Origin of the sequence: Synechococcus sp. M16CYN, assembly GCF_040371545.1 — a bacterium.
Classification (GTDB): domain Bacteria; phylum Cyanobacteriota; class Cyanobacteriia; order PCC-6307; family Cyanobiaceae; genus Parasynechococcus.
Map to the genome: position 1 here is coordinate 1,204,589 of NZ_AP029048.1, position 20,711 is coordinate 1,225,299.

Annotated in this window: 15 protein-coding genes; 11 read left to right on the forward strand and 4 right to left on the reverse strand. The window is 46.5% G+C overall.

What is annotated here, in order from left to right; translation table 11 throughout:
• Positions 1 to 24: 24 nt before the first annotated feature.
• Positions 25 to 2,646 (reverse strand): leucine--tRNA ligase, encoded by a 2,622-nt coding sequence (gene leuS, locus ABWV55_RS05865; protein ID WP_353292624.1) that lies wholly within the window; start codon positions 2,644 to 2,646, stop codon positions 25 to 27.
• Positions 2,647 to 4,929: 2,283 nt separating this feature from the next.
• Here leuS and dapF point away from each other — a divergent pair.
• The 5 genes from dapF to dacB all read left to right on the forward strand — a co-directional run bounded on the left by dapF (position 4,930) and on the right by dacB (position 9,634).
• A complete protein-coding gene (dapF, locus tag ABWV55_RS05870) occupies positions 4,930 to 5,919 on the forward strand; it encodes a diaminopimelate epimerase (protein WP_353291214.1) in 990 nt (329 codons plus the stop codon).
• Positions 5,906 to 7,078, forward strand: coding sequence for an aminotransferase class V-fold PLP-dependent enzyme (locus ABWV55_RS05875; protein WP_353291215.1), 1,173 nt, complete (start codon positions 5,906 to 5,908; stop codon positions 7,076 to 7,078). Before dapF ends, ABWV55_RS05875 begins: the two co-directional genes overlap by 14 nt.
• Positions 7,079 to 7,103: 25 nt before the next feature.
• Positions 7,104 to 7,757, forward strand: a complete 654-nt coding sequence (locus tag ABWV55_RS05880) for a DUF1995 family protein (RefSeq protein ID WP_353291216.1) — start codon at positions 7,104 to 7,106, stop codon at positions 7,755 to 7,757.
• A gap of 102 nt (positions 7,758 to 7,859) precedes the next feature.
• A complete protein-coding gene (locus tag ABWV55_RS05885; RefSeq protein ID WP_353291217.1) occupies positions 7,860 to 8,369 on the forward strand; it encodes a DUF4330 domain-containing protein in 510 nt (169 codons plus the stop codon).
• A complete protein-coding gene (gene dacB, locus ABWV55_RS05890; protein WP_353292625.1) occupies positions 8,369 to 9,634 on the forward strand; it encodes a D-alanyl-D-alanine carboxypeptidase/D-alanyl-D-alanine-endopeptidase in 1,266 nt (421 codons plus the stop codon). Before ABWV55_RS05885 ends, dacB begins: the two co-directional genes overlap by 1 nt.
• On the opposite strand, the gene ABWV55_RS05895 is transcribed toward dacB, so the two are convergent.
• Both ABWV55_RS05895 and coaD read right to left on the reverse strand, forming a co-directional pair.
• Positions 9,615 to 10,514 carry a hypothetical protein gene (locus tag ABWV55_RS05895; protein WP_353291218.1) on the reverse strand — a complete coding sequence of 300 codons (900 nt, stop codon included), beginning with the start codon at positions 10,512 to 10,514 and terminating at the stop codon, positions 9,615 to 9,617. The two genes, dacB and ABWV55_RS05895, sit on opposite strands and share 20 nt — an antisense overlap.
• Position 10,515: 1 nt before the next feature.
• Entirely contained in the window at positions 10,516 to 11,007 is a 492-nt protein-coding gene (coaD, locus tag ABWV55_RS05900; RefSeq protein ID WP_353291219.1) for a pantetheine-phosphate adenylyltransferase, read from the reverse strand.
• A gap of 75 nt (positions 11,008 to 11,082) precedes the next feature.
• Between coaD and ABWV55_RS05905 the strand changes: the two genes are divergently transcribed.
• The 6 genes from ABWV55_RS05905 (at position 11,083) to ABWV55_RS05930 (ending at position 16,924) form a co-directional block, all read left to right on the forward strand.
• Positions 11,083 to 11,565: a flavin reductase family protein gene (locus tag ABWV55_RS05905; RefSeq protein WP_353291220.1), complete on the forward strand. Its 483-nt coding sequence runs from the start codon at positions 11,083 to 11,085 to the stop codon at positions 11,563 to 11,565.
• Between the two features lie 43 nt (positions 11,566 to 11,608).
• Positions 11,609 to 13,549 carry an excinuclease ABC subunit UvrC gene (gene uvrC / locus ABWV55_RS05910; RefSeq protein ID WP_353292626.1) on the forward strand — a complete coding sequence of 647 codons (1,941 nt, stop codon included), beginning with the start codon at positions 11,609 to 11,611 and terminating at the stop codon, positions 13,547 to 13,549.
• A 9-nt stretch (positions 13,550 to 13,558) separates the two neighbouring features.
• Complete coding sequence (locus ABWV55_RS05915) at positions 13,559 to 13,714, forward strand: hypothetical protein (protein WP_353291221.1); 156 nt, start codon at positions 13,559 to 13,561, stop codon at positions 13,712 to 13,714.
• 1,403 nt (positions 13,715 to 15,117) lie between these two features.
• Positions 15,118 to 15,690, forward strand: coding sequence for a protoporphyrinogen oxidase HemJ (gene hemJ / locus ABWV55_RS05920; RefSeq protein WP_353291222.1), 573 nt, complete (start codon positions 15,118 to 15,120; stop codon positions 15,688 to 15,690).
• Positions 15,691 to 15,709: 19 nt separating this feature from the next.
• On the forward strand, positions 15,710 to 16,342 hold the full coding sequence (locus ABWV55_RS05925) for a PHP domain-containing protein (protein ID WP_353292627.1): 633 nt from the start codon (positions 15,710 to 15,712) through the stop codon (positions 16,340 to 16,342).
• A gap of 27 nt (positions 16,343 to 16,369) precedes the next feature.
• Complete coding sequence (locus tag ABWV55_RS05930; RefSeq protein ID WP_353291223.1) at positions 16,370 to 16,924, forward strand: hypothetical protein; 555 nt, start codon at positions 16,370 to 16,372, stop codon at positions 16,922 to 16,924.
• Here ABWV55_RS05930 and cobN read toward each other — a convergent pair.
• Positions 16,893 to 20,669, reverse strand: a complete 3,777-nt coding sequence (cobN, locus tag ABWV55_RS05935; RefSeq protein ID WP_353292628.1) for a cobaltochelatase subunit CobN — start codon at positions 20,667 to 20,669, stop codon at positions 16,893 to 16,895. The two genes, ABWV55_RS05930 and cobN, sit on opposite strands and share 32 nt — an antisense overlap.
• Positions 20,670 to 20,711 lie beyond the last annotated feature (42 nt).

The following is a 20,711-nucleotide window of genomic DNA, read 5'->3' on the forward strand; positions in this document are numbered from 1 at the left end:
GTTGCGGCACTAAAATTGTGAAAATCAGGTTACCAAATTAACTAGTTTACCTGGCACGGTGATCACGCGCTTCGGCAAAGCTCCCTCGAGCCACTTGTTGGCCACGTCGCTGCCGAGAACCATTGCCTCAAGTGTCTCCTTGTCAATATCGATGGGAACCTGTATGGTCCCGCGCACTTTGCCCTTTATCTGAATCACGATGGTGAGGCTATCCCGCACTAATGCGGTGGGATCTACCACTGGCCAGCTCTGGTGATGCACGCGGCCCTCTCCACCAAGGCGACTCCAAAACTCTTCCGCTAAATGAGGCGCAAATGGAGCGAGTAGGCGAATCAAACCAGAAAGTGCTTCTTGCAAAACTGGAGGGCGAAGAGCATTTTCTCCTGCTGCTATTATCGTATTAGAGAATTTCATTAATTCAGAAATTGCTGTGTTCAACTGAATATCGCTACGGAGATCCTCACTCACAGCTTCAATTGCCAAATGAAGAGCCCGATGGACTGCGATTTCCTCATCTGTCAGGTCGGTTGGTAGCTCAACCTCAGCCAGCGAGTTTACTGTTACTGAAGCAGCGTTTACAAGACGCCATAGGCGTTGGAGGAAGCGGAACTGCCCTTCAACATCGTTATCGTCCCACTCGAGATCTTTTTCAGGCGGTGCTTTGAATAGAATGAACATCCGTGTGGTGTCGGCGCCATAGCGATCAATAACTTCTGCAGGATTAACACCGTTGTGTTTCGACTTGGACATTTTTTCAAACAGCACCTCAAGCTGATCACCGGTGTTAGGGTCGTGGGGATCATCCGGATTTTCCACATCTGCTGGTGCGATGTATTTGCCGGTTTTTTGATTGCGGTAGGTCACCCCTTGCACCATTCCCTGGGTGAGCAGTTGCTCGAAAGGCTCATCTAGATCAATCAAACCGCTGTCTTTTAACGCTTTAGTAAAAAATCGAGCGTAAAGTAGATGGAGGATAGCATGCTCAACTCCTCCTACATATTGCTTCACTGGCAACCAACGGTTCACCGCTTCCTTGCTGAAGGGTTGCTCTATGTTATTTGGATCGGCGAAACGAAGAAAATACCAAGAAGAGCACATAAAAGTATCCATCGTGTCGGTCTCACGCTTGGCCGCCGTTCCACAACGAGGACATGGCACGTTGACCCAATCGGCCTGCAGACTGAGGGGGGAACCACCTTTGCTGGAGAGGTCGATGCCGCGGGGCAATTGCACCGGTAAATCTTCTTTCAGAACAGGAACAACACCGCAGGAGGGACAGTGGATTACCGGTATGGGGCAACCCCAGTAGCGCTGACGTGAGATCAGCCAATCCCTGAGGCGATATGTCACTTTACCGGTAGCCCATCCGGCCCTTTCTCCGTGGCCTACGACCTTGGCCTGGGCCTGGGTTGAGGTCATGTCGTTAAACGCGTTAGAGTTAATTAAGGTTCCTGGTTTGGTCCAGGCTTTGCCGTCGTCAATTGCTTCTTTGGCACCGTCAGCATCGATCACTTGGCGAATCGGTAGATTGTAAATACGGGCAAACTGAATATCTCGTTGATCATGAGCTGGGACACCCATAACAGCACCCGTGCCATAATCAACCAGGACGTAGTCAGCAATCCAAACCGGTAAGATTTCGCCGTTCAAAGGATTCGTGACGCTGGCACCTATAGCCTCTCCGCGCTTAGGTTTGTCGTCTCTAATACGCTCAGTGGCGCTTAACCGCGCTATTTGCTCGCGAAATCGTTCGACATTGGCTCTGCGATCCTCTGTTGTGAGCATGTCTACAAGCTTATGCTCTGGCGCTAACACCACGTAACTGGCTCCGGCAAGAGTGTCTGGGCGAGTGGTAAATATCGTGATCGATTGACCGATTTGATCATTGACCAAAAAAGTGATCTCCGCTCCTTCTGAACGTCCAATCCAGTTAGCCTGCATGGTCCTAACCCGTTCAGGCCAACCTTTCAACTTGTTGAGGTCGTTCAATAGCGGCTCAGCGTAATCAGTAATACGCAGAAACCATTGGTTCAACTGACGCTGTTCAACGAGTGCACCTGAGCGCCACGAACGGCCTTCAGCATCTACCTGCTCGTTAGCCAACACCGTCTGATCTACAGGATCCCAATTGACGGTGGCATTTTTTCTATAAGCCAACCCGCTGTCTAGAAATCGAAGGAAAAGCCACTGAGTCCAACGATAGTAATCGCTGTGGCACGTAGTTTGTTCACGGTTCCAGTCAATCGACAATCCAAGTCGATCGAGTTGATCACGCATTTGGTTAATATTCCTGTTAGTCCAATCGCTGGGATCGGTATTACGTTCGATCGCAGCATTTTCAGCAGGCAATCCAAAAGCATCCCAACCCATGGGATGCAGAACTGCCATGCCTTTCATACGTTGCACTCGCGCCATCACATCAGTGATCACATAGTTCCGCACATGGCCCATGTGTAAGCTCCCAGATGGATAGGGAAACATCGATAGGGCAAAAAAGGCCGGTTTACTATTATCAGTATCCGTAACATCAAGACCCTCTTGCTTCCATCGGGCTCTCCAACGCCGCTCAAGGGCGGTTGGGTCGTAGCGATTAGCGTATGGACTGTTGTCAGCCGAAGATGAGGCAGCGTTCACGAAACACAGCATGTGGTATGAATGCGATGGTGCCACACGCCTGTTGCTTAGCCAGTTAAAGAAGTTGGATAGGTTAAATAATATGCTAAAAGACTCACTAAGATTAAGAAAACTTGATCTAAGTAGTTAAATGACATAAAGTTCCATAAAATCAACCACCCATAAATTTAGCCTTGGTCAAGATAACAGCTATGTCTACCAATAAATCCTGACGGTAGGTTTAACTTTATGACTTTTATATATTCAAAGAATTGAGATTAGAATTAATTTCTGTGATTTGGCGACTTTTGTGTTAATAGGATTAAAAACATTTGTTAAATATATCTTAATGCATAAAAAGCCATGAAGTATTAATCTCATTTAGTATCAAATGGCTTTGAACACCTCTAGATCTTTGTACAATATATACTTTGTTTGGCTTATAGGATTTAATTAGTAAACAAAAGATATCATTTTTGGTATTAAGAATACTTAAAGTAAGATATTAGTTTCTTGATTTAATAGCTATCCTTAGCTTTAAGGAAAGATTTAATATTAGCGGGAATAAAAATGAATAGATTAATTAAATTCTCTCACAAATATAAAATATGGTAATTTAATAAAGTTTAAATGAATAAAGTATTTATCCCTTTTTAGAAACCATGAAGTTAAATAAACATTATTCTAAATAAATTGTAATCTTTATATTATTAAGAGTTTTTACTTTAAGAATAAGTAAATTTTTATACTAATTAGATAGCTATATACATACAATTTAAATAGCTTAATTATAAGATCTTAAGTAGTAAAACAGTCTATTAGTTACAATAAATATCTATGGATTTTGTGCATATTCTTAAATTAATTGCAATAAGTAGGCAAAAATAATTAATATTGACTAGGAATTAGAAATTATATGCAAAATTCAGAAATTTAAATAACTCAATTAATATACGAAGTCTTGTCTGAACCTTCTATAAAAACAAAATTACTGTTGTGATAAAAATTAATTTAGTTTTTAATTTATTTTTTAATAACTAATAAATTGTAAGCTTTTATTTAGTAAATAAATTAAAATAACTTCAATCAACAAATTAGTCTTTTAGCTTTACTTTGCATATTATGATTGGAAATCAAATAAATAATATCTGGCAAAGTAAAATGTATTTCTAGATAATTATTGTTTAGAAAAACTTTGATTTCTTTACTTAACTATTCTGTCTAGAATATTTTTAGATTAGCGATAAACAAATTCTACCTCTATAAAAATAAGGTAGATCAACTCTTGGTTTATTAATTACCTTAAATAATGTATTAATTTTAATAATAATCAAAATTTACTTTTTTAGTATTCATATAAAAGTAAAATCTTATAAAGCTTTATAAAATTAATTTTAATCTCTTTATATATATTTTTAAATATTAAAATACAAAATACTGCCGTTTCTGTGTAGTTAAATACATTATAAAGTTAGTATATTAGAACATAGTTTAAACATGAATTTTTTCACTAATAAAAATTTATCCTATCACCCAAAGTTTAGTTACTTGTTAAGTTTTATTATTTTGAATAGATTTATAACTTACATAGTAAAATACTGCATTAAATAATAAGTCTTATTGCTAAATTTATACATTCTATAATTATTAAAACTAATTTCTAAAATTTTCTATTACTAAAAATTGTCAGGATTAATAATTGACCTAAACTGTCACAATATTGCACATTATAGATATTATGAAGAGCAATCTTTTATTTTTAATTAAAAGCCTACTCTATAAAATTTTTTTTCTAGTTTATTAGACGACTGTTAGCCATCTTATATAGACGTCGGAAGAAAATTTTGTTCTAATAAATTTTTATAATTAATTATGATCAAACAAAGATAAAAAACAACTTCCTAGCTTTTGTCCGCGATGATTTGAGCTGTTGCTACTCGTTGTCTGAAATATAGATCAAGGAGCAAACCCGCAACATTTTTGAGTTCACTAATATCACTGGCTTTTTCAATAGTGCCTTGGAGTTGCTGTTTCTCAAATTGAAAATGAAGAGGTAGATCCATTGCTAGATCGCAAATAGAAACTCAAGATAACAAATCGTAAAGATTAGGATTGTAGTTATTTTTACTTATCCTGGGTCGGTTCCACCGTAACCCTGTTTCAGGGTCTGTTATTTGCCTAATTAAGACGCTTGGTAACTCATTGAGGAAACTAAAATGACCATAGCTATTTCTCTTATGATCAATTCAAGTTATAGATATGGGATAGAAGGTCAAGCCACACACTTACCTATTATTACAGTTCGGGTCTCTAGCAATGCTGCAATTCAGTAAGTACCAAGGTCTCGGTAATGATTTTGTGATTTTTGAAGGGCGCCATAATCAGCTTCCTTCCGAGATTATTAATCCTGAGCCCGCTTGGATTCGGCGAATCTGTGACCGGCGCTTCGGCGTCGGAGGCGATGGGATCATTTTGGCCCTTCCACCCCAAACTGATGGAGACTTGCGCATGCGCATCTTCAATGCAGATGGCACTGAAGCGGAGATGTGCGGCAACGGTATACGTTGTCTTGCGTGTTACTTGGCCGATACTAATCGATCAATCGCGGGATGTCGTTGGGTGATCGAGAGTTTGGCAGGAATGATTCAATCTGAGCTGATGCCGGATGGTCGGTTTCGAGTGGATATGGGTGCACCGTTGTTACAGCCAAACTTAATTCCAACAACGCTTAAATTCGAAAATGGATTGCCCCGGGGCGTTTTAAAGATCGGAGGCTTACCGGTTAACGTTGTTTCGGTTGGAATGGGTAATCCCCACGCTATTGTTCCTGTCGACGATTTAGACACCGTTCCTTTCGAGGAGTGGGGGTCCGTGTTGGAAGCTCACCCCGTTTTTCCAGACAAGACTAATGTTCATTTTTTGAAAGTACGAGCACGTAACCGTTTAGAGATCCGAGTTTGGGAGAGGGGTATTGGTCCCACTCTCGCCTGCGGCACAGGCGCCTGCGCGACCCTCGTTGCGGCCGTCCTTCTTGATCTTGCTGATGAGCAAGCCGAAGTCATATTACCTGGAGGTTCGCTACAGATTTCTTGGCCCGATCAGTCCGGTCCGGTCTTAATGACTGGACCAGCTCAAGCCTTGTTTAACGGTGTACTCAAGTTAGAATCAGTCCCGGGTGATGAAACAGTCGCGCTTGAACAGGCCCAGGCATTTTTGAATAATACTTCTCTTGAATCAATGCTAAAGCTGGCCAGTAATTCTTTTGAACAACGCACACGATCTCGGTTAAAGCGTGGTGGAAGCTGAAATTTATTTGGATGCTGCAGCAACGACACCGCCACGCTCAGAGGTGATTGATGTTGTAGTTCAAGTCCAACAGGCTGTCTGGGCTAATCCCAGCAGCCTACACGTTGCAGGACTAAAAGCAGCAGAATTGCTAGAGCGCTCACGATGGAAACTTGCAAGGCGGTTCGTTGTATCTCCAGAGCAATTAGTCGTCACCTCCGGTGCCACTGAATCTGTTCATCTTGGCTTGCTTGGCTCAGCGGCTGCGCTACAGCCAAGTCGAATCGTGGTGTCTGCGGTGGAGCATCCAGCAGTGTTAGCTGCTTCTGAACAATTGAAAAAACAGGGATGGACAATTGCAGTTTGGCCCGTAGATGCCACTGGGCACATTCGACTAGAGTTAATGGATCAGCTCCTGGCGCCACCCACCAGACTAGTTTCACTTATTGCGGCGCAAAGCGAGGTGGGCACTCTTCAACCCGTTGCCTGTGTTGGAAAGGCCTGTAGAGAGCGGGGGATTGTGTTTCATAGTGACGCCACTCAATTAATTCCTCAAGGTTGCCCTCAATTCAACAGCCTCAACGTTGACTTACTTAGCCTATCGGCTCACAAGTTTCAGGGTCCTCGAGGGATTGGACTTTTGATCCGTCGTCCGACTCTCGCTATACAACCTCTCCAAAGTGGAGGTGGTCAGGAGTTTGGTCTGCGTTCAGGGACAGAACCTGTAGCCCTTATCGCTGGAATGGTTGAGGCACTTTCTGCATTGCCCACCTTTTGTCCCGAATATCAATCCGTTCCGCCAGGGTCCGGCCCAAATGTGCGCCAACAGCGCGATCGACTATTGCAGTCCTTACTAAAGATTCCTGGGTTTAGGCTGGTTGGTCCTGATGTGAATAATCGTCTTCCCAATCATATTGCTGTTCTTGCGGGCACAGATCGGGGTTACCCAATTTCAGCAAGGTCGATGGTGCGAGAGTTGGCACATCGGGGCGTGGCATGCAGCAGTGGTAGCGCATGCAGTTCCGGGAAGCGAATAGATAGCCCCATCCTCAGCGCGATGGGAGTGGCAAAACCCTGGCGACAGTCGGGCCTGCGCTTCACTCTTGGCCCCTGGTTAGATGATGTTGCTTTAGATTTAGTTCCCGATGTTGTAAACGCCGCGCAGCGGTCTCTCTCCTAAGGCACTTTAAACATGACATCGCCTTATGGCTAAACAGGACTCACTCCCGGCTGATCTCCTAATAGCAGAACATCAACTTCAAGATGCCATATCGGCTGCTCTTGCTACCGGTAAGGCTCAGCGATGGTCCGCCAACCTGTGCTTTGAGAATCTTCGTGTCCTTCCCGTAGCTTTGCGTTTGGCCCGTGCTCTGGTAGATCAAGGTTTTTCCCTATTAATAGCCTGGCCGGACGCTGGCACGGCAGCTCTGGCTCGTCGAGAGGCTGATGATCTCAGCGCATTGATTATTGACTTTAAGCGACTTAATCAGATCAAGTCCAGCTTACCTGACGCTAGAGTCCTGCTCGCTGTTGCCCCTCAACCATTCGATTACGAGACTTTTCAGTCTGTGTGTGATGGCTATTCTGGCCCGGTGGTCATGCTGAATGGACGACTGGAGGATGCAGCTGTGGGAATAGGCAGCGTGGTACGTAAACGCCGTAGGAGCTTTATCCTTACGTGGCATCAAGCGTACTGGCTGCAACCTCTGGAAGGGGGAGCGCTAATGCGCTCATATCCCAAGGAATGGACAGTGTTCCGCCTCGATCAGGATGGTTATCGCCAGTTATCCACATTTAATGCCCGACCAGATGCAGAAACCATTTTTGCACTTTTGGCTAAAAAGAATCAAGTGACTTGAGATAAAGCAGTTTTAGTGGTGCAAACTCCGTTCGGATCACTTTCGCCCACGGTTTAATCGCTGTTTCAGCTGTCTATATGGTTAATCTCCCAAGAAGAACTTATGGCCCGCTTAGTTTGGCTCCGCGGTTTGTCGCTAGTAGATACTGCAGCGGCAGCAATTGCAGCGCTTGCACTCGCTGGTGTGGCTTGGTCTCCAAAATTGGTTTCTACCCTGGCAAAGGCGACGGGGACATTGGAACCTGTGACAGTAAGCGTTGATATCCGACAACTTCAAGTCGCTGATCCTGAGACACTACTTCAGTCAATTCGTGATGAAGGCAGCGTGAAGATTACGATTCGGAATCAGCCGGCTGGTCGGGTGCAGTTACTTAATGTTCTAAATCTTACCCCTCCCTTGGTTGCCATTCAACCAGATGGTCGAATTGTTGAAGCGAAAGATCCCAATCAATCTCAACGGCTTTACGTGCGCTTTTTACTAAAAGCGGAAGCTGAGTCCAATGCATCGGGCATTATTTTTGGTGGGACGAAGTTAAAAATCGGTGTTCCGGTCGATGTTGAAGGTAGGGTCTTCAGCTTTAGGGGTATTGTCAGCGGGGTGACGTTCCCATGATGCGGCGGCTAGTGGTCGTGGCCTTGTTTGCATCGTTTCATGTTGCTGGTACGGTTGCTCAGCCTTTGTTGACTCCTCCTCCGGTACAAGAACAGCAAGAGCGCACGCTGCTGAACCGAGGGACAATTTGTCCGACTCTCCAGAGTTCTTTGTTGGCAGCCGTTAAGGCACAGAGTTGGGCATGGAGCATCAGTGTAGTGAACGATCGAGGTCAATTACTTGCTGATCTCAACGGCAAGTTGCCGCGTATTCCGGCTTCTAATCAAAAACTTGTCAGTACGGCATTTGCGTTGGACCGTCTTGGACCTGACTTCCGTTTGAAAACACAGCTTTTGCGTCATTCGAACGGTAACCTAGAGCTCGTTGGAGAGGGCGACCCTGATCTGAGCGTTGCTGATATTCGACGCTTCGCCATGGTTGCATTAAGCCAGAAGAAATTGCGTCAGACGAAATCATTGATACAACCATTGAAGCTGATAGTGCGCGAAGAGCCTCGGCAGCGCTGGTGGCCAAGTGACTGGCACCCTGCGGATCGTTCTCACACTTATGGAGCACCGATCACCCGATTAGCACTTGCTAGTAACGCACTGCATATGGCTGTAATGGATCCCGCTTCTCGGTTGCAACGGGTCCTTGACGCCGCATTAAATCAGCAGGGTGGACGGGTATTGCTCCAGTTAGTGGACCATGACTACCGTACATTTACGGTGAGTCAAAATAAGCATCCAAGTGTTGTGCTTCACAGTGAAGACTCGGCACCAATGCATGCGTTGTTGAGTCTTGCGAATACGGAAAGTCATAACTTCACCGCTGAAGTTCTCATGCGTGAAGCCGCAGATAGCTGGGACGTACAAGACGCTGCTTTGGCTGCAACACGCTGGCTCCAATCCCAAGGAATTCCTATGACAGGGCTCCGCATTCGCGATGGAAGCGGACTATCTCGCGGGAACCGTCTCACCAGTCAATCACTCGCTGTACTGCTCTGGCGGATGACTCAGCATCCCCTAAGTAGCTATTATCAGGCCTCGATGGCGATTGCTAGTCGAAGGGGAACGTTGCACAAACGATTTCATGGAACTTCGCTACAGGGCAAGTTCTGGGGAAAAACAGGAACCTTGTCCGGCGTTCGATCTATGTCGGGAATCCTTGCAACAAGCCATGGACCTCTTTATGTGAGTATGATCTCGAATGGTGGACTGGATACGGCTGCTGTGATGAAAAGAGTGCTGCTTGCGAGCCAACAAATCAACCGGTGCCCTTCATGAACCGGAACTGGGATGTCGCGCGGGGAACTCGATTAATTGGAACAGCCAACTGGTTTTCATTCTGTTTCATAGACCCATGGTTAGAGCAGGTGGGCTGGTTTTTCGCCAACTCTTGGCGGCCGCTTACCACAACTTGAGCCACTTCTTGCAGGCGCGCTTCTAAATCATCTAATGTCCGCTCTGCATAGCGCTTGGCACTGTCCTGGACCCTGGCTGCTTCTTGGCGGCTGCGTTGAATTAATTCCTCACACTGCTGCTGCGTCTGACGTCGGAAGTGTAGGGCATCGTTATGAATGCGTTCAGCTTCGTCACGACATTCCTTTTGAAACCGCAAGCTTTCGTTTCGGATAGTTTCAAGATCTACTAGAGCTTGTTTTCGGTCAGCTTCATGCTGGTCAACAGATTGCCGGCGCAATTCAATGACTTCCTGCTCAAGCTGTTGACGACGGACAGCGAATTGTTGTTCTTGCGCAGCCACTCTCATTTGAATCTCTTGATCAAAGCGGGCGCCCTGTTGCCGTGTTGTTTGCAATAGCTGTTCACATTGTTGACGGGTTTGATCGCGAAGATCACTGGCTTGTCGTTCAGCCTCTTTCCAAACCGAGGAGTTGTTGACCAATTGCTCTCGCTGTCTTTGGGCCTGTTGAACAATTTCTTCGGCTTGCTGACGAGCTACGTTGATAAAATCATCACGGCGCTCAATCAGTTGAGCTGCTCGTTTAAACTCGTCCGGTAATGCCTCGCGAACTGCATCGAGAACCTCTACAGCATCGCATTCATTAACAAGACGTCCCCCCGTAAACGGAAGCCGGCTCCCCTCTAGAACGACTTCCTCAAGCTGATCAAGCTGATTAAGAACGGTGAACTGGACATCGTTCATCTCAGGTCGGTAAGAAAGCTGAATTAAAGAGCCTGTTCAGGTCAAACGCCACCTCTGATGGGACCATATGTTCGATAGCACCGCCAAACCGTGCCACTTCCTTCACTACCGAACTGCTGAGGAAGCTGTGTCGCGCAGATGTTGTCATGAAAACAGTCTCCAAGGAATCCTCAAGTGAACTATTCGTGTGGGCGATTTGCAATTCATATTCGAAGTCGCTCATGGCTCGCAATCCACGCAAAATCAGGTCTGCTCGATGTGTTTTGGCACAATTCACAGTGAGACCTTCAAAATTGATAATCTCGATTCCACTAAGGTGACGCGTCGAAGCATGGATTTGGGTGATGCGTTGCTCGATGCTGAACGTGGGACGTTTGTTGGGGTTACGTAACACAGCGACAATCACCTCTCCAAAAAGAGACAAGGCTCGTTCGATAAGATCCATATGACCGTTGGTTAAAGGGTCAAAACTACCGGGGTAAAGCGCCCGCATTATGAGATTGGCATCCTCCTATATCATATGTACGCGAACATTGTCTAGATTTCCTGTAAAGCCAGGGAAAATGCTATGAGCCTCGATACCGACGCTAAGAAAGTTCTACTCCGTAAGATACCTCATGGTCTATTTATCTGTGGCGTACGCAATGGTGATGACATAAACGGGTTCACCGCTAGTTGGGTAACACAAGGGTCGTTTGAGCCGCCTCTGGTGGTGATGGGTGTGCGGGCTGATAGCAGCAGCCACGCAATCATCGAATCTAGTAAACGTTTTTCACTCAATGTTTTGAGGTCCAATCAAAAGGATCTTGCGGCGGTGTTCTTCAAGCCTCAGAAAGGTTTGGGTGGACGTTTCCAAGCTGCACCATTCACCGAGGGTGACTTAGGACTTCCCTTGCTTGATGACGCAATAGGTGGTGTTGAATGCGAACTGGTCGGATCGATAAAGCATGGAGATCACACAGTTTTTGTTGGCGCTGTCAGATCGGCTCGTTTAATTGCTGACGGTGAGGCCCTCAATCTAGCTTCTACTGGTTGGAATTACGGTGGCTGACCAATTAGCTGATGCAGTATCTCATGCACCTCTGCCTCTATTGATGCAGCCAGAACGTCTTAAACAGCAATTAAAAGATATTCCAGCTGAACCAGGTTGTTATTTTATGCGTGATGGTAATGATCGTATTTTATATGTCGGTAAATCTAAGTCTTTGCGTAGTCGTGTGCGCAGTTATTTCCATCGTCGGCATGGTTTGTCACCGCGGATTCACCTAATGACACGACAAATCTATGAAATTGAATTCATCGTTACAGATAGCGAAGCAGAGGCTCTTGTTCTTGAGTCTAATCTGATTAAAAACCATCAGCCACATTTCAATGTGCTGTTAAAGGACGATAAGAAATATCCCTATCTATGCATTACCTGGAGTGAAACCTATCCACGCATTTTTATTACTCGTCGTCGACATTCCCGCAACTCTCTTGATCGCTTCTACGGACCATATGTAGATGTTGGTTTGTTACGCCGCACGTTACTTCTGGTCAATCGTATATTTCCGTTGCGTCAACGTTCAAGGCCACTCTATTCCGATCGCACCTGTCTGAATTATAGCATCGGCCGATGTCCTGGTGTGTGTCAGAAGAAAATTAGCTCGGCGGATTATCACCACACCTTGAGCAAGGTGGCAATGGTCTTTCAGGGCCGAAGCAATGAACTTCAGCATCTGCTGAATAAGCAGATGCAACGCTACGCCGAACACATGAATTACGAAGCTGCTGCGCGCGTTCGTGATCAGTTGCAGGGACTAGGTCAACTCACAGCAAATCAAAAAATGAGTCTCCCTGACTCGTCGATTAGTCGCGATGTGCTTGCTTTAGCCTGTGACAAACGACTTGCAGCAGTCCAGATATTTCAGATGCGAACTGGAAAATTAGTAGGACGGCTTGGTTACACCGCCGACGCATCAGGCCTAGATCCTGGCCTCATTTTGCAACGGGTGATTGAAGAACACTACAGCCAAGTAGATCCGGTTGAAGTACCTCCAGAATTGTTAGTCCAGCACCCGCTACCGCAGAAGACACTCCTAGAGGAATGGCTTACAGAGCAACGAAAACGTATTGTCCGTATTCATTGTCCCCAACGACTTCAAAAAGCTGATTTAGTCGAATTAGTTCAACGTAATGCTGAATTTGAACTGCTTCGAACTAAGCAAAGACAGGAACGACATACCCTTGCCACAGAGGACTTGGCCCAGCTTTTAGAGCTCCCGATTCTGCCGCGTCGTATCGAGGGGTATGACATAAGTCATATCCAAGGCAGTGATGCAGTGGCATCGCAAGTAGTATTTCTCGACGGCTTACCGGCCAAACAACACTATCGCAAATACAAGGTCCGCAGCAGTAGTATTTACGCTGGCCATAGCGATGATTTCATGGCAATGGCAGAAATCATGCGAAGAAGATTTCGTCGCTGGGCACGAGCTAAAGCGGATGGTATTGACGTTAGTACTTTACAACGAGGAGGAAGAAGTGTATTACAAACTCACGGACTGAATGATTGGCCTGACTTGGTGGTGATTGATGGCGGAAAAGGTCAGTTGTCGGCGGTAATAGAAACTCTTCGCGAACTGAATCTCCATGAAGATCTCAATGTTTGTTCCCTCGCTAAACAGAGAGAAGAGGTGTTTCTGCCAGGTGAAAATCAACCACTTGATAGCGAACCCGATCAGTTGGGAATTACTTTACTCCGACGACTGCGTGATGAGTCGCATCGTTTTGCAGTTGGTTTCCATAGGCAACAGCGGGTTAAACGGATGAAGCATTCATGTTTATCAGACATTCCTGGCATGGGGCCAAAGCGGGTGAGGGATCTTCTCGCTTATTTCCGTTCGATCAATGCAATTCGACTTGCATCTGTGGACACCCTATCGAAGGCCCCTGGCGTTGGACTAGTACTCGCTCGTAACATCTATCACTTCTTCCATTTAACAGAGTCTGATAATAGTTGGCCAAGCTCTGACTTAGAAAAATATAATTATTGAGTGCAGCGCATGACCCGAGTTTTCTGTTGTTATCTTGCTGCCTTACTTTGGTTCACACCTCCAACCTTGGCTTCTCCAGGGTTATGCACAGGATCTGTCTACGCTGAAGGAATCACCCAAATTGCAAAGAATCACTGGCAGCTGTTTATCAAATTTAGCGATTAACAAAGTAATCGTGAAAAAGCCAAGATGAATTGCCAAGCAGGCATACTTAGTCCCCTTGTAGGCCAGATTGATCGCAAGCATGCTACCGATCTCGGTCAACAAGTGTGTCGATTAGTTAGAGAAAGCGACTAACTATGAATACCATTACTGTTGATCTCTAATAACTTTCGCAGGGCACTCTGTCATCATCTAGAGCAACAGCACCGTTGCGTTTATTGACGGCTCCTTGTTTTTAGAGGTAACCTAAGGTGGTCAATTCTTTTGTGTGCGCAAAGATAGCTAACCTCTCGTTTGTTGACATCAGCCTACGGCAATAACCTGAAACGAAGCCAGTTCAACACAGAATTAGTGCCATGATGGCTTCTCTGATACCTTATTTACCTGCAACTGCTGCACAGTGTTAGCTCTGTAGATTTCATTCCGTTGATCACATGAATTATTTTTTAATAAATGCCTTAAAAATTTTCTTCGAACTTCGGTTTCTGAGTTATGATTAAAGATGCACTCTAATTATTGAAGCTTATCTCTATAACCAAACAGTAAGTTTCTTAGGTAAAAACTTTATAATTAAACTGTGTAAAATGCAGCTCAAATATTTAGATTCTTCGATTAACAATATTGACTTTTCAATTAGAAAACAATAGAGTTAATGCTGATAACAGCGAAAACAATTGAAGATAATTATTATTAACTCGATTATCACTACGAATAATATAGTATTGACTTATTTAATTTATACTCTAGATTTAAGCAAAGATCTATTGATTTTCGCCAGTAATAAGCAGTTTCGTTGTCTGTTTTTACATAATCGAGCAATTTAATAGGTTTCTGAACAAACAATTTTAGCACTTTAGAGGTTATTAAAGGTGTTACTAACTTCTAAAGTTTAAGTGATACGGTGCCGTGGTTGAGGTTCTTTATTCCCAGGTTTGATATTTATCCGCTAGCTTCTTAATAAATTTTCAAATATATATTGAAATAAACTAAATGATCTAACTTGTTCTTAGGTTAACCAGAAAATTTTTTGATAGATTATCGTACAATACGAAACCATATTCTAAATGGGTCACGTAGTGTGGAAATCTGTAACGGCAGCTTTTGACAACTTGAGAGTCAACTTATTCCAGAAGATGTTTATATATCTACTTAATAAGATTAGCCCTTATGAAACGGCGCATAGATCTAGTCTAATATGTTCAATGGCGATGTCGATACATAACAATAGATCAGTATGATAAAGAGATTTTTCCTCAGCCGGTGTTGTCTGGTGATTATGGATTATGGTTTGCAATCCCAGACCCATTGGCACTTAAAGCACTCATAATCTATCGACAAAGTTTTAACAACTTTCTTGACAGTTTTACCTGAGAACCGCCTAGGGTTACTTTAGCGTGGTTGTCCAAATGACGCTTCCTCCCGAGGCTTACCTCTGGTTTAAAACACTCCATATAGTTGGTGTGGTTGTCTGGTTTGCAGGTCTTTTTTATTTGGTTCGACTGTTCATCTATCACGTTGAAGCCAAGAACCTAGAACCGTCGTTACAACAACCATTTTTTGCTCAGTACACGCTGATGGAGAAGCGGCTGGCAAACATAATTACAACCCCTGGCATGGCCGTAGCAATGGTCATGGCTATTGGCCTCCTTGTGGTTCAACCTACCTGGCTCCAGGAAGGCTGGATGCACGCCAAACTTGCCTGCGTCATAGCCTTGCTGGGATACCATGCTTTTTGTTATCGGCTTATGCGAAAGCTCCATGCAGGGACCTGTCAGTGGTCTAGCAGGCAGCTGCGCATTCTAAACGAACTCCCAACGCTACTACTGGTTACTGTTGTAATGCTTGTAGTGTTTAAAACACAGTTTCCGACGGGAGCTGCCACTTGGTTGATTATTGGGCTTGTAGTTTCTATCGCAGCGTCTATCCAGTTTTACACTCGTTGGCGTCGCCTGCAAGCTGAAGCATGGGCAGAGTTGTAGAGTGAAGAACCACCCCCTAATGGAAGTATTGGCCCAAGTGGGGCCAGACAGCTGTCCTAGCAAGCTGAATTTCCATTGTCACACCGTCTACAGCGACGGAAGCCTTGACCCCTTAATGTTGATACAACAAGCTTCAAGTCTGGGTTTAACTCATTTAGCGGTTACTGACCATCATAGTTCTCATGCTCATGCACAAATGTTGGCTTGGTTAGACAAGCGACGGACAACGGGTTTCTGTGTGCCAACACTTTGGAGTGGTATGGAAATCAGCGCCCTGCTGAAGGGTTGCTTGGTCCATATACTGGCGCTCGGGTTCGAGCTCAACCATCGAGCGCTAAGTCCCTACAACTGTGGTGCCGCTGCGGTGGGCCAGCCTCTGCGGGCAGAAGCGGTGGTGAGTGCGATTCATCAAGCAGGTGGTTTGGCTGTGTTGGCGCATCCTGCTCGCTACCGACTTGGATATAAGGTCCTTATCGAGGAAGCTGCTCGTTTGGGCTTTGATGGAGGGGAAGCTTGGTATGACTACAATATGCTTCCGACCTGGCAGCCAAGTTCACTCATCTGCGAAGCTATTGATAGCCAACTTTCCAAACTTGGACTTTTACGTACCTGTGGCACGGATAGCCACGGGACCGACCTCTGCGGTCGCTAAGTTCTACGTGCCATTGTAATTTTTAATATGGGCTTCTTTGATCGTTTTCTGAGAAAGGATTCACAGAACTCTGACCCTCTGCTTAAGCCGCGTAAGCCTGCCAAAGACAAGCCGGAAGAATTTTTTCTGGATGCCGACTCATCATCCTCTCTGGGCGATGTTGATTATATGCGCGAGTTGAAGACAATTCGTCGCACTTTCCCGGGCAATGTAAATAGCCCCGGTGTCAAAGAACAAGTCATGGAAATTGCGGCGGAGACCGAGAAACTCGAAAAACGCAGCCAGGGGCTTGGTGGAACGGTAAAAAGAGAGAAAGTTGTCGACCTCACTGCTGGTATTCCAAAAACGGTAAAGAAAACCTTTGCCGAGAAGGTCACCACCAAGGAGATGAATGAACGACTTAAGGGCACTGCGATCACAGGTGTCAATACACCAGCCCCAGCCAATGCTTCGACAAATGGACGTAAGAAAGAGCTGAAGCCGACGGTGGGGCCTGTGGCAAAAGCCGGTCAAGCTGGCACCTCACAAAAGCCTGGCTCGATCGATCCTTTTAAGCAGATGGTTCGTGATCTGAACAAGTAATTAATTCACCTTGCTCGATTTGGGCTTCACTGCTCACTATGAGCTTCTTCAAGTGTTCAATTTGATCAATCCTGGCTTTTTGCCAACAACCACGGTTGGATGCTTCAAGCAAGCGTTCTGCCATATCTCGAAGAACCCAAGGGTTGCTCTGCTCTAGAAATCTCAAGATGAACGGGTCGTTGAGCCACTGATCACATAAAGCCCCATAACACCAGTCAGGTACGCGGTCAGTCGTCGCATCGTAGGCAAAGAGATAGTCAAGACTTGCTCCCATTTCAAATGCGCCCTTGTAGCCATGTTGTTGCATGCCTTCTATCCAGCGTGGATTAAGCAAACGGCTGCGCATTACTTTGTCGAGCTCGTGCTCCAACCGATGCATACGAGGCCGCTCCTGTCGTGAATGGTCCCCGAACCAAAGTTGCGGACGTTTCCCTGAACTCTTTTCTACCGCTGCACTCAAACCACCATGAAATTGGTAGTAGTCGTCGGAATCGAGCAAATCATGCTCTCGGTTGTCCTGGTTATGAAGCACGACTTGAACTCGTCTAAGAGCAGATTCCAGCCCTGATCGATCCTCAGAAGGCTCTGACGATTGGTTGTAACGCCATTGGCTCCAACAGAGGAAGGCTTCTCCGAGGTCATTAGTACGCGATTCCCAAGATCCATTGTCTATAAGTGCTTGAAGACCAGCTCCATAGGCACCAGGGGCTGAGCCATAAATCCGCCATTGCTGGCCCTGTTCCCTGGTAAGGGCCGCTAGGGGGTTTTGATCCGCTGGCTCATCAAGAGACGCCACCAGTGACTGGGCTTGATCAACCCACGCTATGAGCTGTGGAAAAGCATCTCGAAACAGCCCTGATATCCTCACTACCACATCTACCCTAGGACGACCTAAAAGACGAAGGGGAATTACTTCTAGATCCACCAATCGGCGCGTCGGTCCATCCCAAACAGGACGGACGCCGATTAAGGCCAGGAGCTGGGCGATATCTTCCCCGCCATTCCGCATTGTCGCGGTACCCCACACCGAGAGCGCCAGATACCGCAAGCACTCGCCATGCTCCTGCAAGTGCAAATTCAGAAGTTGCTCCGCTGAGCGCCGACCAAGATCCCAAGCTGCCTCCGTAGGCAAACCTCTGAGATCAACAGAATAAAAATTTCTGCCCGTCGGCAATACATCCGGACGCCCTCGACTCGGTGCTCCCGACGGACCTGCTGAAATTCTTTGGCCACTGATCCCACGGCAAAAGGCCGATTTCTCCGATGACGCACACTGGATCAAATTTGGCCAGAGGTCTTGAATAATTGCAGAGAGAGTGAAGTTTTCATCGGGTTTTTGAATCCAGTTACAGAAGGGTGCAGCAAGCTCAGTTCTTGCTCCGTGGTCATGGTTCAGAATGATTGAGAGAAGGGTCAGCGCTTGATCTTCTAACCAAGCGACCGCGTCACCAACGCGTTTGCGCCGTTCACAGCCCAGCTCATCCAGTAGAATTTGATCGGCTTCCTCTAGTAGATCTCCTTCCTCCTGGGTCCAGGGATCAAAATCTGTACCGATCTCACGGGCCATGGCCTGTATAAGGCCTAGCCGGCCGTTAGCCGGTGGGCGAGCTAAAGCAAGAAGAAGTTCTAGCTCTAACTTTGGCGCTGGTCGCTGACCGAAGCGATGAAGTCCCGTACGAATCTGTGCCTCCTTAAGTTCACAGAGATAAGTTTCAGCGGAATTGAAGCAACCATTGACACGTTCGGGATGCCACTTGAGCTCCTCTTTGCTGGGTACATTGGGCCAATTCAATTCTCGAAGTGTATCCAGAATATTGGTTTCAATTAATTCGGCCCGCTCAGCACCAAGCTGTCTCGCCACCATAAGCTCATCAAGCTGGTCTTCTAGCCGTTGCAGGGGGCCATACAGCCCTGCGCGGCCTAGAGGCGGTGTGAGGTGGTCTAACACTACGGCCTGGCCACGCCGTTTTGCCTGTGAGCCTTCACCTGGATCATTCACAATGAATGGGTATAGCTGAGGAAGTGCGCCAAGGGCTAGATGAGGGCCGCAACCGCTACTGAGGCCTACCGCTTTCCCGGGCAACCATTCCGCGCTCCCATGTTTACCCACGTGTACTACAACGTGGGCTTTGTGCACCACATTAACCCAAAGGTATTGCGCCAGATAGCGGTGAGGAGGGGGTAGATTCGGAGAATGCAAATCGGCGATTTGATCAGGGTCATATCCGCGATCCGGCTGAATTAAGATCGCCACATTGCCAAAGCACAGGCCGTGAATTGCGAAGCCCCGTTCAGGGTCGTGATCACAGGCAGTACTGGGAACCCCCCAACGTTCTTGGCTTTTAGATCGTGCTTGAGAGGGAATCGAACGCCACCAGTCCTCATAAAGGGCTAGTGGCAGATAGTCTAAGGCTGGTCGATCCTGCCCCTCGGGTGCGTTAGTCCGACCCTGAAGCAGTCGTTGCATCAGCATATCGCCGCTAACAGGTAGAACTTCTGTCCCAAGGTTGTAGCCAATCTTCTGCAACCACTGCATCATCGCGACGCAACTCGCAGGCGTGTCGAGGCCGACTCCATTAGCGACCCGACCATCACGAATCGGGTAGTTAGCCAAGACCATCACTAAGCGACGATCGCATTCTGGGGTTTGGCGAAGTGTGATCCAGCGCTGGCTATGCTCGACCAGCCAGCTGATGCCATCGGAGTCCGGGACTTGGCAGGGCACCGCGGCTCCCATGTATGGTGCCGTTGCCTGATGTTCTCGAAATGCACAAGGTCTAGTGGTCACCCTGCCATCCAATTCAGGCATCACTACCTGCAGTGAGAGATCAAGAAAATCGAGACCACGTGTACTCTGCCACCAGCTCTGCCGGCTCCGGTTACTACTTAACAATTGCAGCACGGGTACATCAAGTTGTTCCCATAACGGACTACCCAAACCTGCTTCGGATGTTCGTACAGAGGCGAAGGACGTACCCGTAATTACAACCTCAACGTTTTGACTGCGTAACAAATCGATCACTTCGACTTGCACAGCTGAATCTCGAAGGCTGCTTACCCAGAGCAACCGTGGGCTTAGACCACGCTCTCGACAAGCCTTGCAAAGGGATTCAGCAAGTGTAAATTCACCGGCCTGAAACTGAGCTCTGTACAGGATAAGGCCGATGCGTGGACCGGATTCCTCACGCCAATCCCATGGGGAAGGATCTGAAAAGGAATGAAGTTGACATTGCGCTGGATTGGGTTGTTGTCCTAAGAGCAGGAGTTGCAACGCTGCAAGAACCTCCTCTAAGTTGGCGAGACCACCTTGGCGTAGTAATTCAGCCAAACGATCAGCAAGGGCCTGCGGGATGGATCCCAAGCTATGAAGTTCCGCGCTTTGATCGGCTGTTCCCGCCAGGATCAGCAGTTGACGATCACCTTTGACCTCTTTCCAGCGCTGCAGTTGCTCAAGGCCGTATCCCCAGTGTCCACGACCACCGAGTAGACGAACGAGCACAATTCTAGCATGTTGAGCCGTGGTCGCCAGATAGTGGTCAAGCTGTGCGGGATGGGACAGGCAATCGAGAGACAAACCCCGCAACTTGTTTTGCCAAGCAGAGCCTTGGGGGGATGCCAAATATGTCGCTAAGGTATTGAGATCAGTCCAAGCACTGGAAAGGAATAGAACGTCCGCTGGTACTTGTTCTACAAGAACTACATCCTCAGGGGGATCAAGGCCGGGACAGCTGGCAAGACGATGCATTATTCCATTGTCCTGATGGTTGGTGGTAAGAAGATTTCGAGA